Annotated in this window: 14 protein-coding genes; 8 read left to right on the top strand and 6 right to left on the bottom strand. The window is 66.6% G+C overall.

Going from position 1 to position 17726, the window contains the following annotated elements; genetic code table 11:
- From RT688_RS15470 to RT688_RS15480, 3 genes are all read right to left on the bottom strand, one after another.
- The gene (locus RT688_RS15470) at positions 1-1329 is read right to left on the bottom strand and encodes a nucleotide sugar dehydrogenase (RefSeq protein ID WP_313705742.1); all 1329 of its coding nucleotides are present in this window, start codon (positions 1327-1329) and stop codon (positions 1-3) included.
- A gap of 54 nt (positions 1330-1383) precedes the next feature.
- On the bottom strand, positions 1384-3270 hold the full coding sequence (locus tag RT688_RS15475) for a nucleoside-diphosphate sugar epimerase/dehydratase (RefSeq protein ID WP_313705743.1): 1887 nt from the start codon (positions 3268-3270) through the stop codon (positions 1384-1386).
- Between the two features lie 597 nt (positions 3271-3867).
- A complete protein-coding gene (locus tag RT688_RS15480) occupies positions 3868-4806 on the bottom strand; it encodes an N-acetylmuramoyl-L-alanine amidase-like domain-containing protein (RefSeq protein WP_313705744.1) in 939 nt (312 codons plus the stop codon).
- A 232-nt stretch (positions 4807-5038) separates the two neighbouring features.
- Between RT688_RS15480 and RT688_RS15485 the strand changes: the two genes are divergently transcribed.
- The 7 genes from RT688_RS15485 (at position 5039) to RT688_RS15515 (ending at position 11880) form a co-directional block, all read left to right on the top strand.
- Positions 5039-8065: a TonB-dependent receptor gene (locus RT688_RS15485; protein ID WP_313705745.1), complete on the top strand. Its 3027-nt coding sequence runs from the start codon at positions 5039-5041 to the stop codon at positions 8063-8065.
- 272 nt (positions 8066-8337) lie between these two features.
- On the top strand, positions 8338-8502 hold the full coding sequence (locus RT688_RS15490; RefSeq protein WP_313705746.1) for a hypothetical protein: 165 nt from the start codon (positions 8338-8340) through the stop codon (positions 8500-8502).
- A 34-nt stretch (positions 8503-8536) separates the two neighbouring features.
- Entirely contained in the window at positions 8537-8713 is a 177-nt protein-coding gene (locus RT688_RS15495) for a hypothetical protein (protein ID WP_313705747.1), read from the top strand.
- A gap of 204 nt (positions 8714-8917) precedes the next feature.
- Entirely contained in the window at positions 8918-9289 is a 372-nt protein-coding gene (locus tag RT688_RS15500; RefSeq protein WP_313705748.1) for a LiaI-LiaF-like domain-containing protein, read from the top strand.
- Between the two features lie 88 nt (positions 9290-9377).
- Entirely contained in the window at positions 9378-10082 is a 705-nt protein-coding gene (locus RT688_RS15505; protein WP_313705749.1) for a LiaI-LiaF-like domain-containing protein, read from the top strand.
- Entirely contained in the window at positions 10082-11140 is a 1059-nt protein-coding gene (locus RT688_RS15510; RefSeq protein ID WP_313705750.1) for a sensor histidine kinase, read from the top strand. Before RT688_RS15505 ends, RT688_RS15510 begins: the two co-directional genes overlap by 1 nt.
- 11 nt (positions 11141-11151) lie before the next feature.
- Entirely contained in the window at positions 11152-11880 is a 729-nt protein-coding gene (locus RT688_RS15515; RefSeq protein WP_313705751.1) for a LytTR family transcriptional regulator DNA-binding domain-containing protein, read from the top strand.
- A gap of 15 nt (positions 11881-11895) precedes the next feature.
- Here RT688_RS15515 and RT688_RS15520 read toward each other — a convergent pair whose 3' ends face one another.
- The 3 genes from RT688_RS15520 to RT688_RS15530 all read right to left on the bottom strand — a co-directional run bounded on the left by RT688_RS15520 (position 11896) and on the right by RT688_RS15530 (position 16790).
- Positions 11896-14169, bottom strand: a complete 2274-nt coding sequence (locus tag RT688_RS15520) for an ATP-dependent DNA helicase (protein WP_313705752.1) — start codon at positions 14167-14169, stop codon at positions 11896-11898.
- Positions 14166-15812, bottom strand: a complete 1647-nt coding sequence (locus tag RT688_RS15525) for a VRR-NUC domain-containing protein (protein ID WP_313705753.1) — start codon at positions 15810-15812, stop codon at positions 14166-14168. The genes RT688_RS15520 and RT688_RS15525 overlap by 4 nt, the downstream gene beginning before the upstream one ends.
- Before the next feature lie 102 nt (positions 15813-15914).
- Positions 15915-16790 (bottom strand): hypothetical protein, encoded by an 876-nt coding sequence (locus tag RT688_RS15530; RefSeq protein WP_313705754.1) that lies wholly within the window; start codon positions 16788-16790, stop codon positions 15915-15917.
- Positions 16791-16846: 56 nt separating this feature from the next.
- On the opposite strand from RT688_RS15530, the gene RT688_RS15535 reads away from it, so the two are divergent.
- A complete protein-coding gene (locus RT688_RS15535) occupies positions 16847-17692 on the top strand; it encodes a M15 family metallopeptidase (protein WP_313705755.1) in 846 nt (281 codons plus the stop codon).
- Positions 17693-17726 lie beyond the last annotated feature (34 nt).

A 17726-nucleotide genomic window follows, 5' to 3' on the forward strand; every position in this document is an offset into this window, starting at 1 on the left:
TCAGGCCTTGACGACGTGGGGCAGGCGTTCCAGGTAGACGCCGCGGGTGTCGACGATCAGGTTGGCGTAGCGTCGGATCATGTCGTAGTCGAACGCGGTGTGGCTGGTGGCGAGCAGGACCAGGTCGTAGGACGCGAGCGATTCGGGCGTCAGCGCCACGCTCGACAGTTCGAAGCGGTGTTCGCGCATGCGCGGGAAGACCGGCACGTGCGGATCGGAGTAGTCGACGCGGGCGCCCTTGTCGCGCAGGATTTCCATCAGCTCGACGGAGGGTGATTCGCGCATGTCCTCGACGTCCTTCTTGTAGGCGATGCCCAGCACCAGCACGCGGCTGCTCATCACCGAACGGCCGCGCTGGTTCAGGGCATCGGTTACCTTACCGATCACCCAGTGCGGCATGTCGCTGTTGATCTCGCCGGCCAGTTCGATGAAGCGGGTGTGCACGCCGTACTGGCGCGCCTTCCAGGTGAGGTAGAAGGGGTCGATCGGGATGCAGTGCCCGCCCAGGCCCGGCCCCGGGTAGTAGGGCGTGAAGCCGAAGGGCTTGGTGGCGGCGGCGCGGATCACCTCGTGGATGTCGATTTCCATCCGGTCGGCGATGACCTTCATTTCGTTGACCAGGCCGATGTTGACCGCGCGGTGGATGTTCTCCAGCAGCTTGGTCAGTTCCGCCGCACGGGTCGAGCTGACCGGCACCACGCGGTCGATTGCCGTGCCGTACAGGGCGACGCCGGCCTCGAGGCAGGCGGCGGTGCTGCCGCCGCAGACCTTCGGGATGGTGCGGGTTTCGAAATGCGGGTTGCCCGGGTCTTCGCGTTCGGGCGAGAACACGAGGAAGATGTCCTCGCCGACGACGAGCCCGCGCGACTCCAGGCGCGGGCGCAGCTCTTCCTCGGTGGTGCCGGGGTAGGTGGTGCTTTCGAGCGAGACGAGCTGGCCGGGGCGCACGAAGGGGAGCAGGGCGTCGGTCGTGTCGAGCACGAAGGAGAGGTCGGGTTCGCGGTAGGCGTTCAGCGGCGTCGGCACGCAGATGATCAGTGCGTCGGGCTCCCCGGCGCGGGTGAAATCGGTGGTCGCCTTGAAGCCGGCGGCGCGCGCCGCCTCGATCTCGGCCGCCGGGATGTGCTCGATATAGCTTTGTCCGCGATTGAGCTTCTCGACCTTGGCCGCATCGATGTCGATCCCGAGCACGCGGAAGCCGACGGCCGCATAGCGCAGGGTAAGGGGGAGACCGACATAACCGAGTCCGATGATGCCGATGACCGCCGTGCGGTCGCGCAGCTTGGCTACGAGCTGCTGCAGGTGGGCCGATTGGTGTTCGTCGCGCATGTGTATCCTCGCCAACAGTAGGGGTAAGGTGGAGTGAGTGCTTCAGGCGGCCGCTTAGATGCGGAACGGCACGAATTTGTTGATCAGGCTGAGTCGGGCAGGCTCGGGCTCGGGCACCTGTGCCGGCGTGATGTCGGGAAGCTGGGGCGTGTATTCGCTGACGATGGCCTTGACCATCGACTCGATCATGCCGCGCTCGTGGGTTTCGCAGGCCATCATCAGGCAGGTGATGCAGGTCTCCAGCACGCTCGGGCGCAGCGCGTTTTCCTTCATGCGCATGATGCGCGGATGCTCGCTGGGGAACACGGTGCCGTCGGTCAGCAGTTCCTCGTGCAGTTTTTCGCCAGGGAACAAGCCGACGAACTTGACTTCGATGTCGCCGTCCGGGTTCTGCGGCGTCTTTTCGGTCAGGCCCGACATGGCCAGCAGCGTGCGCGCCAGCTCGACGATGCGCACCGGCTCGCCCATGTCGAGCACGAAGACGTCGCCGCCCTTGGCCATGGCGCCGGCCTGGATCACCAGCTGCGCCGCCTCGGGAATGAGCATGAAATAGCGCGACACCTCGGGATGGGTGATCGTCAGCGGCCCGCCGCGTGCGATCTGGCGCTGGAACAGCGGGATGACCGATCCGGAGGAGCCGAGCACGTTGCCGAATCGGACCATGCAAAACGTGGTCCGGGCGCCCGGCCTGGCGGCGGCGGCCTGGAAGATGAGCTCGGCAATGCGCTTGCTCGCGCCCATGATGTTGGTCGGGCGTACCGCCTTGTCGCTGGAGATGAGCACGCAGGTTTCGACGTGGTGGGCGGCGCACGCGCTTGCCACGACCTGGGCGCCGAGCACGTTGTTGCGCAGGCCTTCGACGATGTTCGACTCGACCAGCGGCACGTGCTTGTAGGCGGCGGCGTGGTAGACGGTATCGACATGGTCGCCGGCCAGGATGCGCTCGAGCAGCTCGGCGTTGCAGACCGAACCGAGATGGGCGTCGATGCGCAGGTCGGGAAAGCGCGTGACCAGCTCCTGGCGAATCGTGTAGAGCGCGTATTCGGAGTGATCCAGCAGGTGCAGCCGGGTGGGCCCGAGCGTGACGATCTGGCGGCACAGTTCGCTGCCGATGGAGCCGCCGGCCCCGGTGACGAGCACGGTCTTGCCGCGTACGCAGCGCGCAAACAGGTCGAGGCGTGGCGGCACCGGTGGCCGGCCGAGCAGGTCCTCGAATTTCAGCTCGCGGATCGAGTCGCGTGGCCGGGTACGGTCGTCCGCCAGGTCGACCAGCCGGCTCAGGATCCTGGTGGTGACGCCGGCGCCGGCCAGGCGCTGCATGATGTCGCGCAGGCGCTCGGCCGGCATGTCGGGAACGGCGACGACGACGGTGCGGATGCCGTGCGCGGCGACCAGGTCGGCCAGGCGCTCGGTAGGGAACACGCGCAGGCCGGCAATGGTGCGGTCGATCAGGGCGTGTTTGTCGTCGAAGAAGCAGACAGGACGGTACTCGTCGCTGTTGCGCATGGTTTGCGCCAGCTGGGCCCCCGCTTCGCCGGCGCCGTAGATGGCGACCGCGTCGGAAGCGGGACGCCGCGCGCCGTGGCTGCGCAGGAAATTGCGAATGCCGATACGCGAAGCCACCACATACGAGAAAGCGATAAACCAGTAAATCGCGAGCGCGCTGCGCGGAAACATCGCGTCATTGATGGCGAACGACACGACATAAGCGCACAGGATGGCAATGCCGAGTGCGAATCCGGTCGTGCTTAATAAGCGGCCATCGATAAATCGGATGACGGCGCGGTACAGGTCGGACATCGAGAAGGCGGCGATCGTCACCAGCGCCACCACGATATAAGAGGTCGGCGCGTAATTCGACGCGAGTTTCATGTCGCCGGCCCTTAATAGCATGGCGATCAGAAAACACAGCGGCAGGGCGAACAGGTCGATCGCGATCATCAGCGCTATCTTGGCAGTGCGATGCAGCGATACCATTCCTGCGCAGAACTGGCTTAATACTCGGGCGGATAAAGTGGGCATGGCAATCGCGTGAATCGTCAGAGGGTTGCAGAAGGAGCGGCGAAACAATGCGCAATTCGTTCAAATAACGGAGAAAGTGAAATTAAATTCTGCTGGAAATATTTGAGCGCTAAATAGAATTGGGGTGAGGATTAGACTTACCGTTGCTGAGTAAGTTTATTATCGTGGGCTGCCCGAATGATGAGTTTGACCCCGCTCAACCGGAAATTCCGAATTAAAACGGAAGCGGGATTTCATTTAATATCGGAAATGAAATTAGGAAATAAATGGGCTTAATCGAGGTGACAGATTTCCAAGCGACAAATAAATGATTTATCTTTAGAAATTAAATGCGCGGGAAATCAGTATCGGCGCCAGCGGGTGCAGCGAATGGGGCGTAGGTGTGGCGAATTGACGACGGCCGGGCAGGGAAGGCCCGGGTCGGCATTGCCGCATGCGCGCGGCTGGAAGGGGGAGGCACGGGCGAACGCCCGTCGTGGGAGTGGGGCGCACCTGCGGCGCGCCCCGAAAGCCGGGTCAGGTTCCCGGGCGTGGCTGCGGCGCCATCGGCGGCACCACGATGTTCTCGTTCAGGCGCAGGAACTTGAAGCCGGCCAGGCGCTGGCCGTTCCTGCCTTCGCGTGCGTTCTTCGCTTCGCGCTCGGCGGCGCGCGCCATGAAGGATTCGAAGGTCTCCTCGCGCACCTTCGGCTCGGCCGAATGCAGGAAGTGGCGTTCGCCGTTCGGCCCCAGTACCACCAGTCCGACGTGCGAGGCCCAGTGCTCGCCGTCCCGGGTCGAGATCACGTTCACGAAATCGCCTTCCTGCAACTGGCTGGCGATGGCCGCGACCTGCTCCTTCGGCACGAAGGCCTGGCGGCTGGTCTCGACCGGGATGTCGCGCACCGTGTTGTGGCGGGTCTTCAGGAAGCGGGCGCGATCGACGCGCATGTCGTAGGCCGGGCCGTTGGCGCCTGCCAGCTCGGCGCTGACGTCGGTGACCAGCCAGCGGTTCGACACGTTCCAGTCCAGTTCCGTGTAGTGGTTGCGGGTGGCCACGCCGATCACGCCGTCCTTGTAGCGGATGCGCTGCAGCATCCAGAAGAACTCCTCCCACGAGCGCGAGAGCGCCATCGCGTAAGTGTGTTCCGCAAACACGACGCAATCGCTGTGATCCAGGCTGAACAGCGGCAGGTTGTCGTGCACCTCAAACGGGAATTCGCCCAGCAGGTTCAGGATGTAGGGCTGGCCGATGTTCTTGCGGCCGATGGCGGCGATGCGCTTGCGCAGGTCCGGCTCGGCCTCGTGGACCCAAGCCACGTAACGCCCCGCCTCGACCGGGGTCATCTGGTAGATCTGCTTTTGCAGGATGGTCTCGATCGGCGCCGGGGCGGGAGCCGTTTGCGTGGTCTTCGGTGGCGAGGAAGCGCAGCCGGCGAGGGCGGCGCTGGCGAGAAGCAGGCAGGCAAGGCGCATGGGGGTGTCTCCGGAATCCAAAATCAGGACCCTAGCGCGGACCGAGCCATTTTGACAATGAATATTCGTCATGCGACCATAACCGGTTGTTGCTGGCCGTATACATTCCTTCAAGTTATGACAGGAGGATGACAAGTGATTATCCCAAATATTTGCTTATAGATAATACTAATAATATGGCAGCGAACCGACTGCCGCGCAGTAAACCAATATCTATACCAGGAGAGAGATCATGTTCAAGCAGAAGCCGCTGGCGGCCGCCGTTTCGATGGCGATGTTCAGCCTGACCGCCTTGCCGGTCATGGCGCAAACCGCCGACGCGCAAGCCCCGATGCAGACTGTCGAGGTGACGGGTATCCGCGCCTCGATGGCCAAGTCGCTCAGCGTCAAGAAGAACGCTACCGCCAACGTCGAGGTGATCACGGCGGAAGACGTGGGCAAGATGCCCGACAAGAACCTGGCCGACTCGCTGCAGCGCCTCGCCGGTGTCGCCGTGCGTACCGACTACGACGAAGCAGAGAAGGTGTCGATGCGCGGCACCAACCCGGACATGACGATGATCATGTTCAACGGCCACGCGGTGTCGGTGGGCGACTGGTACGTCGCCGACCAGGCATCGAGCTCGCGCTCGACCAGCCTGTCGCTGGTGCCTTCGCACGTGCTGAACCAGGCCCTGGTCTACAAGACTTCGCAGGCCAACATCGTCGACGGCGGCCTGGCCGGCACCATCAACGTCACCACCCGCAAGCCGCTGCAGGCCAAAGAGCGCCTGTCGGGCGTCATCAGCGGCGGCATGAGCTATGCCCAGCTGCCGGACAAGACCGCGCCGGACTTCAATGCCACCGTCAACTGGAAGAACGAAGCGAACACCTTCGGCGTGATGGTGCAGGGCTTCGCGGAGAAACGCTATGTGCGCCGCGATTCGGTCTCGCGCTTTGCCTACGGCACCAGCAGCGGCTGGGGCGAAATCAACACCTCGACCATGCTCGGCGTTACCGACGCCTCGCTGGCCGGCAGCGGCTACACGGCCGCCGACCTGAACGGCGTGCGCCTGCCGGGCTCGATGAGCTCGGAATTTGTGGAATCGGTGCGTGACCGCAAGGGTGGCCTGATCTCGCTGCAGTTCAAGCCGAACGCCGACCTCGATGTCACGATGACCGGCTTCCATTCGAAGATGAACGCGAATAACCACGGCCGCCTGACCTCGAGCGCGATTTACTCGATGCTGCTGGGTAAGAATTCGCCGCTGGGCGCGACCGCCGCCACCTCGGCCAACACGAACTCGAACGGCGAGCGCGTCTATGCCCAGATCCGTAATCCGGTGATCGTCACCGAGCGCACCATGTACGGCCACGAGCTGAAGGTGCTGAAGGCAGCCGACATCGTCTTCCCGGACGGCACCACGCCTCAGTACGTCGGCAACTCGGAAGGCTTCTTCCGCGACGGCGCCCAGGGCTCCGGCGCCTTCCTGGACCTGGACGCGAAGTACCGCGTCAACCAGGACCTGACCCTGAAGACCCTGCTCTCGACCACCCGCGGCGTCGGCAAGACCGACCGCGACCAGGGCCTGACGCTGGCGCGTTACGGCACCGGCATCTCGTATGCGCTGGGCGGCCTGCATGAGGCGCCGTACGTCAAATACCACAACGCCGGCTCCAACCAGCCTGGCCTGAACCCGGACGGCAGCGGCTACACCATCGTCGACCGCGCGGCTTCGGGCGTGAAGACCGTCGACCGCGAATCGAGCGCGCAGATCGACGCCGAGTACAAGCTGAACACGGGCTGGGTACAGTCGCTGGAAGCGGGCACCCGCTTCTCCGACCACAAGCGCACCAGCGGCCGCTGGGGCCCGGCCTTCCGCCAGCCGATCACGATCAATGCCACCACCGGCAAGGTCACCACGCCGACCCCGACGCCGACCAGCGGCTGGGTGCCGTACCCGGGCAACTTCGGTTCGGGCCTGGGCGGCGGCTATTGGGACAATAGCGGCTTCAGCTTCACCCCGGACGCGACCAGGGACTACATCTCGGAAAACACCAAGGAAACCAGCGCCGCGTGGGAGCGCCGCGTCAGCTCCGAGATCGACATGCGCGAGCGCCAGGCTGCGGCCTACCTGATGGCCAACCTGGAACACGATCGCTGGTCGGGTAACATCGGCGTGCGCTACGTGCGCACCACGGTCGACGCCCAGATCGCAACCCCGATCCCGGTCGACCCGGCGACCGGCAAGCGTCCTTGCGACCGTACGCCTCCTGGCGGCACCCCGGTCCCGTGCGCGGCCTACCCGGGCGCGATCACGACCGCGGGCGACGCCTCGGCCTACTTCGATCCGAGCTCGGGCATTCCGTTCGACCCGAAGGGCGGCACCATGTACTACAAGACGCCGAGCCACCGCGTCTTCAACAACGTGCTGCCTAGCCTGAACCTGCGCTACGAGATCACGCCGGACATGATCGCCCGCTTCGGCGCCAGCCGCACCATCGGCCGCCAGAACTACAATGCCTACGGCAGCGGTTTCGGCACCCCGGGCTGCGACGTCAGCGGCTGCAAGGTCACCGGCCCGAATCCGGACCTGAAGCCACTGACCTCGGATAACTTCGACGTCTCGTGGTCCTGGTACTTCGCGAAGCGTTCGGCCGTCTCGGTCAGCGCCTTCCACTCGAAGATCGACGGCTACGTGAAGACCGGCACCGTCGGCTCCTCGACCATCGAACTGACCGACCCGCGCGACAACACGGTGAAGACCTTCTTCATCAACACCTCGTCGCAGCAGGGCGCGAAGATCAGCGGCCTGGAAGTGTCGTACGAGCAGCCGTTCGGCAGCTCGCCATGGGGCTTCACCTCGAACGTCAGCCGCGCCAAGACCAAGGTCGACGACGGCCGTCCGATGGTGGGCGCGTCCGAGTGGGCCGGCAACCTGGGCCTGTACTTCGAGAACGACACCCTGTCGGCGCGCCTGGTGACGAACTACCGCGGCGAATACGTGAACAGCAGCACCGCGCCGTCGCCGACCGCCAACAGCCAGGGCATGTCGACCATCAACGGCGTGCTGATGCCGACCGCGCCGACCATGGCCGCACCGGTGACCACGCTGGCCTTCAACGCCAGCTACAACTTCACGCCGAACCTGGTGCTGACCTTTGACGCGACCAACCTGACCAACGTGAAGCGCGCCTACTACCGCTACAGCGAGGAAGAGCAGCAGAAGCTGGACGTCAGCGGCCGCCAGTTCTACCTGAACCTGAAGTACAAGTTCTGATAGCGTCCGTCACGGCATGAGAAGGGGAGCTCCGGCTCCCCTTTTTTTCGTTTGCGGCCACCCGAACGGCTGGGTTATCGCACACAGTGTGCGGCACTTAACGGTCAGCCGGCCAAGGCGCCGCTATCATGAAGCCGTGTGAGTGAGACGCCCGCGATCCAATTCGGCGGACGTCAACTATCTCAACAGGTTAGCCGGTCGCCTCGAGGATCGGCACCAGATTCCATGCCGTCGCCAACGGGCGGCGGCAGTCCAGCGCAAGCGGAGGCTCCATGGCTGCCACCATCAAGAATCCACCGAAGCACCTGGTACGCGAATACCTCGAACGGCGTTCGCGCGATCCGAAACCGCCACCCACGCCGGAGGAAATCCGGCGTCAGCTCGGGTGGGGAATGCTGATGCCGGCGGATTTGAAGATGGCGACCAACCGCTCCTGAGCGCCACGTACACGATTCAACAGAGGAGAAGCTCATGACCAAGAAAATCGGCAACAAACACATTGCCCAGCATCGCGGCAAGCAGGAACGCCAGGAAATCCGCCGCGCCAACATCGCGCGCGAAGCCGTCAAGCAGGCCGCGGCCCGCGCCAAGTACCGCAACCAGGTCAAGAACCAGCCGCCGATGAACCTGTCGGCCGCCGCCGTGTAAGCGTCGTCCGCGAGCGCATCCGGCCCGCCCCCGAGGCGGGCTTTTTTTCGTCCGCTCTTCCTGTTCCCCGGCGGTACGGACCGCCGCGCCGCCGTTCGCCGAGTCCTTCGCCATTCACCGGCTGCCCGCCGCCGTTCGCCGAAAGCCGCTTTCCTCTTGCCGCCCGTCCCGTTATCGTGCTTACATCACAACACGGAGGATGCAATGAGCACCGAAAACAGCTACAGGCAACGCAAGCAGATGATGTGGGGACTGGTCCTGATCCTGGTCGGCCTGGTGTTCCTGCTCGACCGCATGGATGTTCTCGATGCCAGCGAGCTCTGGCACTACTGGCCGCTGCTGCTGGTCGTGGCCGGCATCAACCAGACCATCGGCTACCCCAGCGCAAAGGAATTCACGAATGGCTTATGGCTGGTCTTCATCGGCTTCTGGCTGTTCGCGGTGTCCGAGGGTTTCCTGGGCCTGACTTTCCGTAACAGCTGGCCGCTGTTCATCCTGATGTGGGGCGTGCAGCTGGTGCTGGGGCCCGTGATCGCGCGCCGTTTTCCGTCGACCAGGGAGAAGGACCATGCTTAAGGACAGTATCGAAGAACGCCGCGAAGAAGGTCGCGAAGCCCGCCGAGAAGCACGCCGTGCCCGCCGCGCAAGCCGCAGCGATCGCACCATGACCAGCCAGGTGCTGATGGGCCTGCTCGTGATCGCGATCGGCCTGCTGTTCCTGCTCGATAACCTCGACATCATCGAGGTCCACGACGCGCTGGCCTTCTGGCCGCTGGTGTTCATCTTCGCCGGCGTCGCCAAGCTGCTCGATACCACGACCCCGCACGGCTACCTGGTCGGCCTGGCCGGCATCGGCATCGGCACCGTCATGATCCTGAACCGGCTCGGCATCGTCCACGTCAGCTGGCGCACGGCCTGGCCCCTGGTCCTGATCGGCGCCGGCGCCTACGTGGTGTACCGCGCGATGAGCGGGCAGCGCGCTGGCGGCAGCCACGGCATGGCGCTCGACAATCCCGGCGCCGCCATCGCGGGCGAGGACAGCCAGCAGCTGGACGTCACCGCGATCCTCGGCGGCTTCGAGCGCCGCGTGCACACCCAGGACTTCCGCGGCGGCGAAGTCACCGCCGTCATGGGCGGCTGCTCGCTCGACATGCGCGGCGCCTCGATCGCATCCGGCGAAGCGGTCATCCACGTATTCGCGTTCTGGGGCGGGGTGACGATCAAGTGCCCGCCCGACTGGACCGTCATCCTGGAGGGCACGCCGATCCTGGGCGGCTTCGAGGAGAAGACCGCGACCCCGCCCGACAGCCGCAAGCGCCTGGTGATCCGCGGCTACGCGATCATGGGCGGCGTCGAGGTGCGCAACTGATGCATCCGCGCCGCAGCGTCGTGCTGTACCTGGCGGCCTGGCTGCTGCTCGGCCTGATGCTGGCGGGCCTGCTCGATGCCGCCACCGGCGCGCCGTGGAGCGAGGCCCTGCTGTTCGCCCTGCCGCTGGCGCTGCTCTACGGCTGCGCCAGCGGCTTTTCGTCCTATTACCTGTGCCGTGCCTATCCGCTGGCGAGCAAGCCCTGGTACGCGGTGCTGGGAATCTTCGCCTGCACCGCGGTGTGCGCCGGCGCGCTATGGACCGCGGCCGGCAGCGGCTGGAGCGAGCTGCTGCGCGGCGGCATGCCGGGGCCGCTCGCGGTGACGCGCCCGTTCGCCGCGCTGATGTTCGGCCTGGGCGTGATCCTCTACGGCCTGACCGCGGTGGGCCAGTACCTGGCGTTGGAATTCGAGCGCGCCCGCCACCTCGAGCGGCGCGAACTGGAAATGAAGCTGGCCGCGCGCGAGGCGGAGCTGCGCATGCTGCGCACCCAGGTCGATCCGCACTTCCTGTTCAACAGCCTGAATTCGATCAGCGCGCTGACCTCGATCGATCCGGCGGCGGCGCGCGGCATGACCCTGCAGCTGTCCGACTTCTTCCGGCGCAGCCTTGGCATGGACGCCCACCGCCACGTGCCGCTGGTGCAGGAAATCGCGCTGGTGCGCGCCTTCCTCGCGGTCGAACAGGTGCGCTTCGGCCCGCGCCTGCGCTTCGAGGAGGCGGTGGACGAGGAGGCGGGCGCCTGCCTGGTGCCGCCGATGATCCTGCAGCCGCTGGTGGAGAACGCGGTCAAGCACGGCATCGGCAGCCGGCTCGACGGCGGCGCGGTGCGCATCGCGGCCGAACGCGCAGGTTCCTTGCTGCGCATCCGGGTCGAGAACGACGCCGACGAGGAAGCGGCTGCGGCCGGGCCGGCGGCCGGCTGCGGCATCGGCCTGGATAACGTGCGGCGGCGCTTGGCGGCCGCGTTCGCGCACGAAGCCGGCATCCATTGGACGCGCGAGCCGCAGCGCTTTTGCGTCGACCTGACGCTGCCGGCAGCACCGACGACAATCTGAGAGAGCGGAACATGCGTGTCATCATCGTGGACGACGAATACCTGGCGCGCGCGCTGCTGCGCGAATACCTGGCCGGATACCCGGACATCGAGATCGTCGCCGAATGCGCGAATGGCTTCGAGGCGGTGAAGGCGATCGGCGAGCTGCAGCCGGACCTGGTCTTCCTCGACATCCAGATGCCGAAACTCGACGGCTTCGAGGTGGTCGAACTGGCCGGCGCGCGCACCCGCTACGTGTTCGTCACCGCCTACGACCAGTTCGCACTGAAGGCCTTCGAGGTGCGGGCGATCGACTACCTGCTCAAGCCCTTCAGCCGCGAGCGCCTGGCCCAGGCACTGGAAAGCGCGCGCGGCCGCGCCGTACCGCAGGAGGCGGTGGAAGCGGTGGCGCTGGAAGCGGCGCGCCGCGATGGGCACCTGGCGCGCATCCTGGTGCGCGAGGGCGCGCGCGTGCATGTGGTGCCGGCCGACAGCATCGATTGGATCGAGGCCCAGGACGATTACGTCGAGATCCATGCGGCAGGCAAGGCGCACTTGAAGAACGGGCGCATGGCCGAACTCGAACAGGGCCTGGATCCGGCCCTGTTCCTGCGCGCGCACCGTTCCTACATCGTGAACGTGGGCGCGATCGCGCGCATCGAGGCCGCGAGCAAGGACAGCTGGTGCGCGGTGCTGAAGGACGGCAAGCGCATTCCCGTCTCGCGCAGCGGCTACCAGAAACTCAGGGAGATGATGCGCTGACGCGGCCAGGCGCGGTCACTGCCGCCACCAACGCGGCAGCAGCGCGCGCACGTCGGGCGTGTCGAAGCGGTCGTCGATCAGGTAGACCACTCCCTGGTCCTGTTCGGTGCGGATCACGCGCCCGGCCGCCTGCACCACCTTCTGCAGGCCGGGATACAGGTAGGTGTAGTCGTAGCCGGCGCCGAACATGGCCTGCATGCGCTCGCGCAGCTGCTCGTTGACCGGGTTCAGCTGGGGCAGGCCGAGGGTGGCGACAAAGGCGCCGATCAGGCGCGCGCCCGGCAGGTCGACGCCCTCGCCGAAGGCGCCGCCCAGCACCGCGAAGCCGATACCGCGCCCGCTTGGTTCGAAACGGTCGAGGAAGGCGGCGCGTTCGCGCTCGCTCATGCGCCGCTCCTGGCGCCAGACCGGCACCTCGGGGTGCTGCCGGGCGAACAGGTCGGCGGCCTGCGCCAGGTAATCGAAGCTGCTGAAGAAGGCCAGGTAGTTGCCGGGCTGGCGCGCGTACTGGTCCGCCATCAGCCGGGCGATCGGCGCCAGCGAAGCCGCGCGGTGCTGGTAGCGCGTCGAGATATCGGCCGCTATCGTTACCTGCAGCTGGGCGGCGGTGAAGGGCGATTCGACGTCGACCCAGCCGGTGTCCGCGGGCAGCCCCAGCAGGTCGGCGAAATAATGCCAGGGGCTGAGCGTGGCCGAGAACAGCGTCACCGAATGCGCGTCCTCGAAGCGGGGCTTCAGGTAGGGCGCGGGCACCACGTTGCGGATGCTGATCGTGGTGTCCTTGTCCCTGTCCTTGCCCTCGCGCGCGACGTCGCACAGCGAGTGTTCGCCGAAGGATTCGGCCAGGCGCCCGAAAGCCAGGGCGTCGAACAGGAATTCCTGCAGCGCCGGGTCGAGCGGCACCGCCTGCTCGGCGAGGTGGTCGTTGATGGCGCTGGTGGCGCCCTGCAGCGCGGCCAGGAATTTGTCCGGCGGCGCCGGCAGGACCTGGTAGGGGTGGGGAGCCTGCGCGTCGATCTCGCCCCAGGCGCGGGCCAGCTTGGTCAGCGCCTTCTTGACCGGCGCCGGCGCGGCCGCGCGCGCCAGGCGCAAAGCCGCGCGGTCGATCCGGCTCGAATACATCGCGCGGGCGCGCGCCACCATGTTGTGCGCTTCGTCGACCAGCACGCTGGCGCGCCAGCCGTTGGCCTGGGCCAGCGCGTACAGCATGGCGCCGCCGTCGAAGTAATAGTTGTAGTCGCCGACCACGACGTCGCTCCAGCGCGCCATCTCGCTGCCCAGGTAATAGGGGCAGACATCGTGCGCCAGGCCGACTTCGCGCAGCGCGGCGCGGTCGAGCACCGGCACGTCCAGCGCCGCCGCGCGCGCGGCCGGCAGGCGATCGTAGAAGCCTTTCGCCAGCGGGCAGGATTCGCCCTGGCAGGCCTTGTCCGGATGTTCGCAGGCCTTGTCGCGCGCGGCCAGTTCCAGCACCCGCAGCGGCAGCTCGGCATTGGCGCCGCGGATGGTGGTGGCGGCGTCGAGCACGAGCTGGCGGCCCGGGGTCTTCGCGGCCAGGAAGAAGATCTTGTCTATGCGTTGGGAAGGCGCGGCCTTCAGCACCGGGAACAGGCTGCCGACGGTCTTGCCGATGCCGGTCGGCGCCTGGGCCAGCAGGCAGCGCCCGGCGCTGTTGGCCTTGAAGACGGTCTCGGCGAGCTGGCGCTGTCCCGGACGGAAGGCCGCATGCGGGAAGGGCAGCGCGGCCAGGGCGGCGTCGCGCGCCTCGCGGTGGCGCAACTCCTGTTCGGCCCAGGCGATGAAGCGGCCGCACTGCTCCTCGAACATCGCGCGCAGTTCCGGCGCGCCGCGGGTCTCGCGCAGCACGGTCTCCTGGCCGCTGCCGATCTCGTAGTAGACCAGCGCCAGGTTGACCTGTTCGAGCCCGAGCTCGGCGCACAGCAGGTGGCCATAGACGCGCAGCTGGGCCCAGTGCAGGTGGCGGTGGTTGTCCGGCATCGATGCCAGCTGGCCGCGGTGGGTCTTGATTTCTTCCAGCAGGTTTTCGCGCGCGTCGTAGCCGTCGGCGCGGCCGCGCACGTGCAGTGCGCCGTAGTCGCCCGACAGCGAGACCTCGGTGCGGTAGCCGTCGCCGCGGCGCGCCGTCACCACCGCATGGCCGGCGATGCCTTCCTGGGCGGTGGGCGAGGGCGTGAAGCGCAGGTCGAGGTCGCCCTGCTTGGCGGTGAACTCGCACAGGGCGCGCACGGCAACGGTATAGCGCGCCCTGTCACGCAAGACTTCGCTCAAGCCGCCTGCTCCCACTGCAGGTAGCACACCGATACCGGCATCCCGTGGGTTGCGCAGTAGTCGATCCAGCGCAGCTGGTTGTCCTGCAGGCGGTCGCCCGGTCCCTTCACCTCGATCATGTGGTAACGCCGTTCATCCGGCCAGAACTGGATCAGGTCGGGAAAGCCGGTGCGGTTTTCCTTGACGTCGGCCAGGATGCGTTCGCACCACTTCTTCAGGTGGGCGGCCGGAATGCAGTCCAGCGCCAGTTCGATGAGGCCGCTGTCGAGGTAGTCCCAGGCGACGAAGGGCGAGGCGATGCCGGCCTTCTCGACGAAGTGCGCCATGACGGTGGCGCGGTAGCGGCCGTCGTCGAGCTGGGCCAGGCAATCGGCGAATTCGGCGGCGCGGCGCTGGGCGAAGTCCGGGCTGTACAGGTCGGCCGGACCACGGTGGAAGGGGTGGAAGAACGCGCCCGGGATGGCGGCGAACACCGCGCGCCAGCACAAGAGTCCAAACAAGGCATTCGCCAGCACGTTCTCGACGTAGAAGACGGGCGCCCCGGCGCAGGCCAGGTGCTCGCGCACCACGCCCTCGACCCACCAGTCGCCCTGGGGCATCGGCAGGCTGACGTCGATCCGGACCGGCTCGATGCGGCGCGCGATGGTCTTCGGATGGCCGAGGCGGCGCGCCAGGCGCGGCCCGATGCGCAGCAGGTGCTGGCGCTCGGCGTCGCTTTCCGGCGCGTCCTGCGCCACGCACAGCAGCTCCCAGGCTTCGCTGTAGCGTTCGGCCTTTTCCAGCACCCGGATCGCGCGGCCGCGCGCGCCCTGGAAACGGCAGCGCGCATACAGCGCATGGGCGTTGTCCCAGTCCTTGTGTTTCTCGTGGTGCTGGCCGATCTGGAACAGCAGCTTCTCGCGCCGGCTCTCCAGCCAGTCGTTGTGGAAGGCATGCTCGGGCAGGTCGCGCACGATGTCGTCGGCAGGCTCGATGCCTTCGGCGAAGCGCTCCTTGCAGGCGTGCAGGAGCAGGTAATGGTCGATGTCGGCGCGGTCGCGGAAACCGCGCGAGGCGCTTGAAAACTCGACCTGCTCGTAGCGGAACAGGCCGAGGTCTGACAGCACGAACTCGGTCCAGTCCTGGCGCAGGTTGCCGAAGAAGATCAGGCGCAGGCGGTCGCACAGCGGCTTGACGTGGATGCGCAGGGCGAGGTCGTCGCCATCGCGATACCAGGCCGAGAACGCCCGGCCCTCTGCGAAGCCGGCGCGCAGGGCTTCGAGCTGCTCGGCCTTGCGCGCGGATTTGTACTGCAGGTGGGCGCCGAAGGCGGCGGCGATCTCGGGCTTGGACAGCAGCTCGAACAGCTCGTCGAGCGAGATGACCGGGTCATGCTCGATCCAGCCGGTGCCAAGCAATTGCCGCGCGGCCTCGACCGGGCAGCCGATCTCGGCGTAGCGCAGCTTGGACGCGCGAAACAGCGTGCCCTTGCGCATGACCATGCGCACGAAAAGCGCGCGCGCCGGCTGCGGCAGCGCCGGAAAGGCTGCGATGAAAGTCCGTTCCTCGTCGGTCAGCAGGTCGTCGTAGCGCTGGCCGATCCAGTCCAGGACGCCCTGGAAGTTGTCCAGGTAATAAAACTCGTTTTCCAGAACCCTGTTCATTGCGAGATGCGACACTGTGCTTATGTACAGTATAGCGCCGCAGCGCGCAATCGGCCCAGCAGTTTCGAACGCGCAAGGGCGCGGCCGTGGTTTTTTGCCACATCAGCGCCTGGACGGCGGCGCCGGGCACTTCGCGCCGGTGCATGGCGCCGCCTGCTCACGTTCGCCGCGGTGGCGCTCGGATTGGGCGATGATGGCCGAGATCAGCGCGACGTCGCTGTCGACCGCGGAGTCGGAAGCCGTACCCGGCGCCGTCTTGCGCTTGGACGCGTCGGCCTTAGCGACCGCGCCGCGCGGCGCCGGCTGCTTTGCCGCGCGCGAGGCGGGGCGGGGCGCCTTCTCGGCTTTCTCGGCTTTTTCGGCCTTTTCCGTCTTGACGGCCTTGTCCGCTTTGGCGGTTTTCCCGGACGGGCGGGTCTTGTCCGCCTTGTCGATCTTTTCCGGTTTCCTGACGGCGGGCGCCTGCACGCTCCCCGGCGCCGGCTTCGGCGTGGCTGCCGCATCCCCCTTCGGCGCCTCCGCCTGCGCTGGCGGCGCTGCGGGCCTGGCTGTACCGGCATCCTCGGGCGGCAGCATCACCAGCGGCGGCGGGATGGCCGGCCGATCCTGGGACTGGGGCTGGTCGACGATGACCGCAGGCTGCGGCGCATCGGCCAGCTGCAGCGGCGCGGGCTCAGGCGGCAGCGGCGGCGCGGCTGCCTGCGCCGTGTTCTCCTCGACCGGCTCGACTTGCGCCTGGAGGGCTGTCGCGGTGCTGTGGTTGTCGTAGGCGAGCCAGGCGACCACGCCCACCAGGATGCCGGCGAAGGCGGCGGCCGCGCAATACCAGGCCAGGCGCGGACTCGAGATGCGCCCGCCGGCGCGCCGGGTCGCATCGCGCTCCAGCATCGCAAGAATGTTTTCCTCCCCGGCCGCGCGGCGCGACGACATCAGGTTCGGTCGCGTCGAGGCTGCTTGATTTTCGTCTGTAGGGCGCACGGCATTACTCCTAAGATTGCGTTTCCAGTCCGATTAGAAACAATCTGGGGAAAGCCATGCTGATCTTTCTCGCATTTCTGTATTTTTGCGTCGCCTGCACTGCGATCTGGCTGGCGATATTTCCGACTGGCAGGGCCATGCTGGGCCAGTTGGTGTTCAACCTGCGCAGTCGCCTGCGCCCGGGACGCCAAGGGGCAGGCTGGAGCGCCGGGGGCCTGCCGCGGCCGGCGGTGCTGGGGAAGGACCTGGCCATCCTCGGCAGGAAAGCGCTGAAGCTGGCGCGGCGCAACTGGGTCGTGCTGGCCATCGGCGTGCCGGTGGTGGCGATTCCTTCCTTGCTGGCCCTGGTGATGCGCTCGCCTGACATGCTGCCCGACTACCAGCCGGTCGAGGCCTTGCCGGACGCCCAGATCGCCGCGCTGCTCCAGGGCGAGCAACTGGTGCCGCCGGTCGCGCCGCCGCCGCTGGCCTTCACCACCCAAGAAGTGGTGCTGGTGCGGCCGATGCTGGTCAACGCCAGCCGCAACTGGGGACTGATGCATCCGGACTTCAGCCAGCGCCTGCTGTTGGCATTCAAGATCATGAAGGAAAAGCACGGCTACGAGATGGCCCTGCTCGAGGGCTACCGCAGCCCGGCGCGCCAGGACCAGCTGGCGCAGATGGGCGGCGCCGTCACCAATGCGCGCGCCTTCCAGAGCTGGCACCAGTACGGCCTGGCGGCCGACTGTGCGTTCTGGCGCGACGGCAAGCTGGTGATTTCGGAGAAGGATCCCTGGGCCATGCGCGGCTACCAGCTCTACGGCGAAGTCGCCGAGCAGCTCGGCCTGACCTGGGGCGGACGCTGGAAGATGATGGACCTGGGGCATACCGAGCTGCGCCTGCGTGGGGTGATGCGCCGCTAGCACAGCGGCCGCTGGAGCTTGAGACCGGTCAAAT

The organism is Massilia sp. (genome assembly GCF_032106685.1).
Taxonomy (GTDB): Bacteria; Pseudomonadota; Gammaproteobacteria; order Burkholderiales; family Burkholderiaceae_D; genus Telluria.

What these genes read in the sequence shown, in the direction of transcription:
- RT688_RS15525 (WP_313705753.1), bottom strand. Translation starts at nt 15,812, where the DNA reads ATGAACAGGGTTCTGGAAAACGAGTTTTATTACCTGGACAACTTCCAG.
- RT688_RS15500 (WP_313705748.1), top strand. Translation starts at nt 8,918, where the DNA reads ATGAGCACCGAAAACAGCTACAGGCAACGCAAGCAGATGATGTGGGGA.
- RT688_RS15470 (WP_313705742.1), bottom strand. Translation starts at nt 1,329, where the DNA reads ATGCGCGACGAACACCAATCGGCCCACCTGCAGCAGCTCGTAGCCAAG.
- RT688_RS15495 (WP_313705747.1), top strand. Translation starts at nt 8,537, where the DNA reads ATGACCAAGAAAATCGGCAACAAACACATTGCCCAGCATCGCGGCAAG.
- RT688_RS15490 (WP_313705746.1), top strand. Translation starts at nt 8,338, where the DNA reads ATGGCTGCCACCATCAAGAATCCACCGAAGCACCTGGTACGCGAATAC.
- RT688_RS15510 (WP_313705750.1), top strand. Translation starts at nt 10,082, where the DNA reads ATGCATCCGCGCCGCAGCGTCGTGCTGTACCTGGCGGCCTGGCTGCTG.
- RT688_RS15475 (WP_313705743.1), bottom strand. Translation starts at nt 3,270, where the DNA reads ATGATCGCGATCGACCTGTTCGCCCTGCCGCTGTGTTTTCTGATCGCC.
- RT688_RS15480 (WP_313705744.1), bottom strand. Translation starts at nt 4,806, where the DNA reads ATGCGCCTTGCCTGCCTGCTTCTCGCCAGCGCCGCCCTCGCCGGCTGC.
- RT688_RS15515 (WP_313705751.1), top strand. Translation starts at nt 11,152, where the DNA reads ATGCGTGTCATCATCGTGGACGACGAATACCTGGCGCGCGCGCTGCTG.
- RT688_RS15535 (WP_313705755.1), top strand. Translation starts at nt 16,847, where the DNA reads ATGCTGATCTTTCTCGCATTTCTGTATTTTTGCGTCGCCTGCACTGCG.
- RT688_RS15485 (WP_313705745.1), top strand. Translation starts at nt 5,039, where the DNA reads ATGTTCAAGCAGAAGCCGCTGGCGGCCGCCGTTTCGATGGCGATGTTC.
- RT688_RS15505 (WP_313705749.1), top strand. Translation starts at nt 9,378, where the DNA reads ATGACCAGCCAGGTGCTGATGGGCCTGCTCGTGATCGCGATCGGCCTG.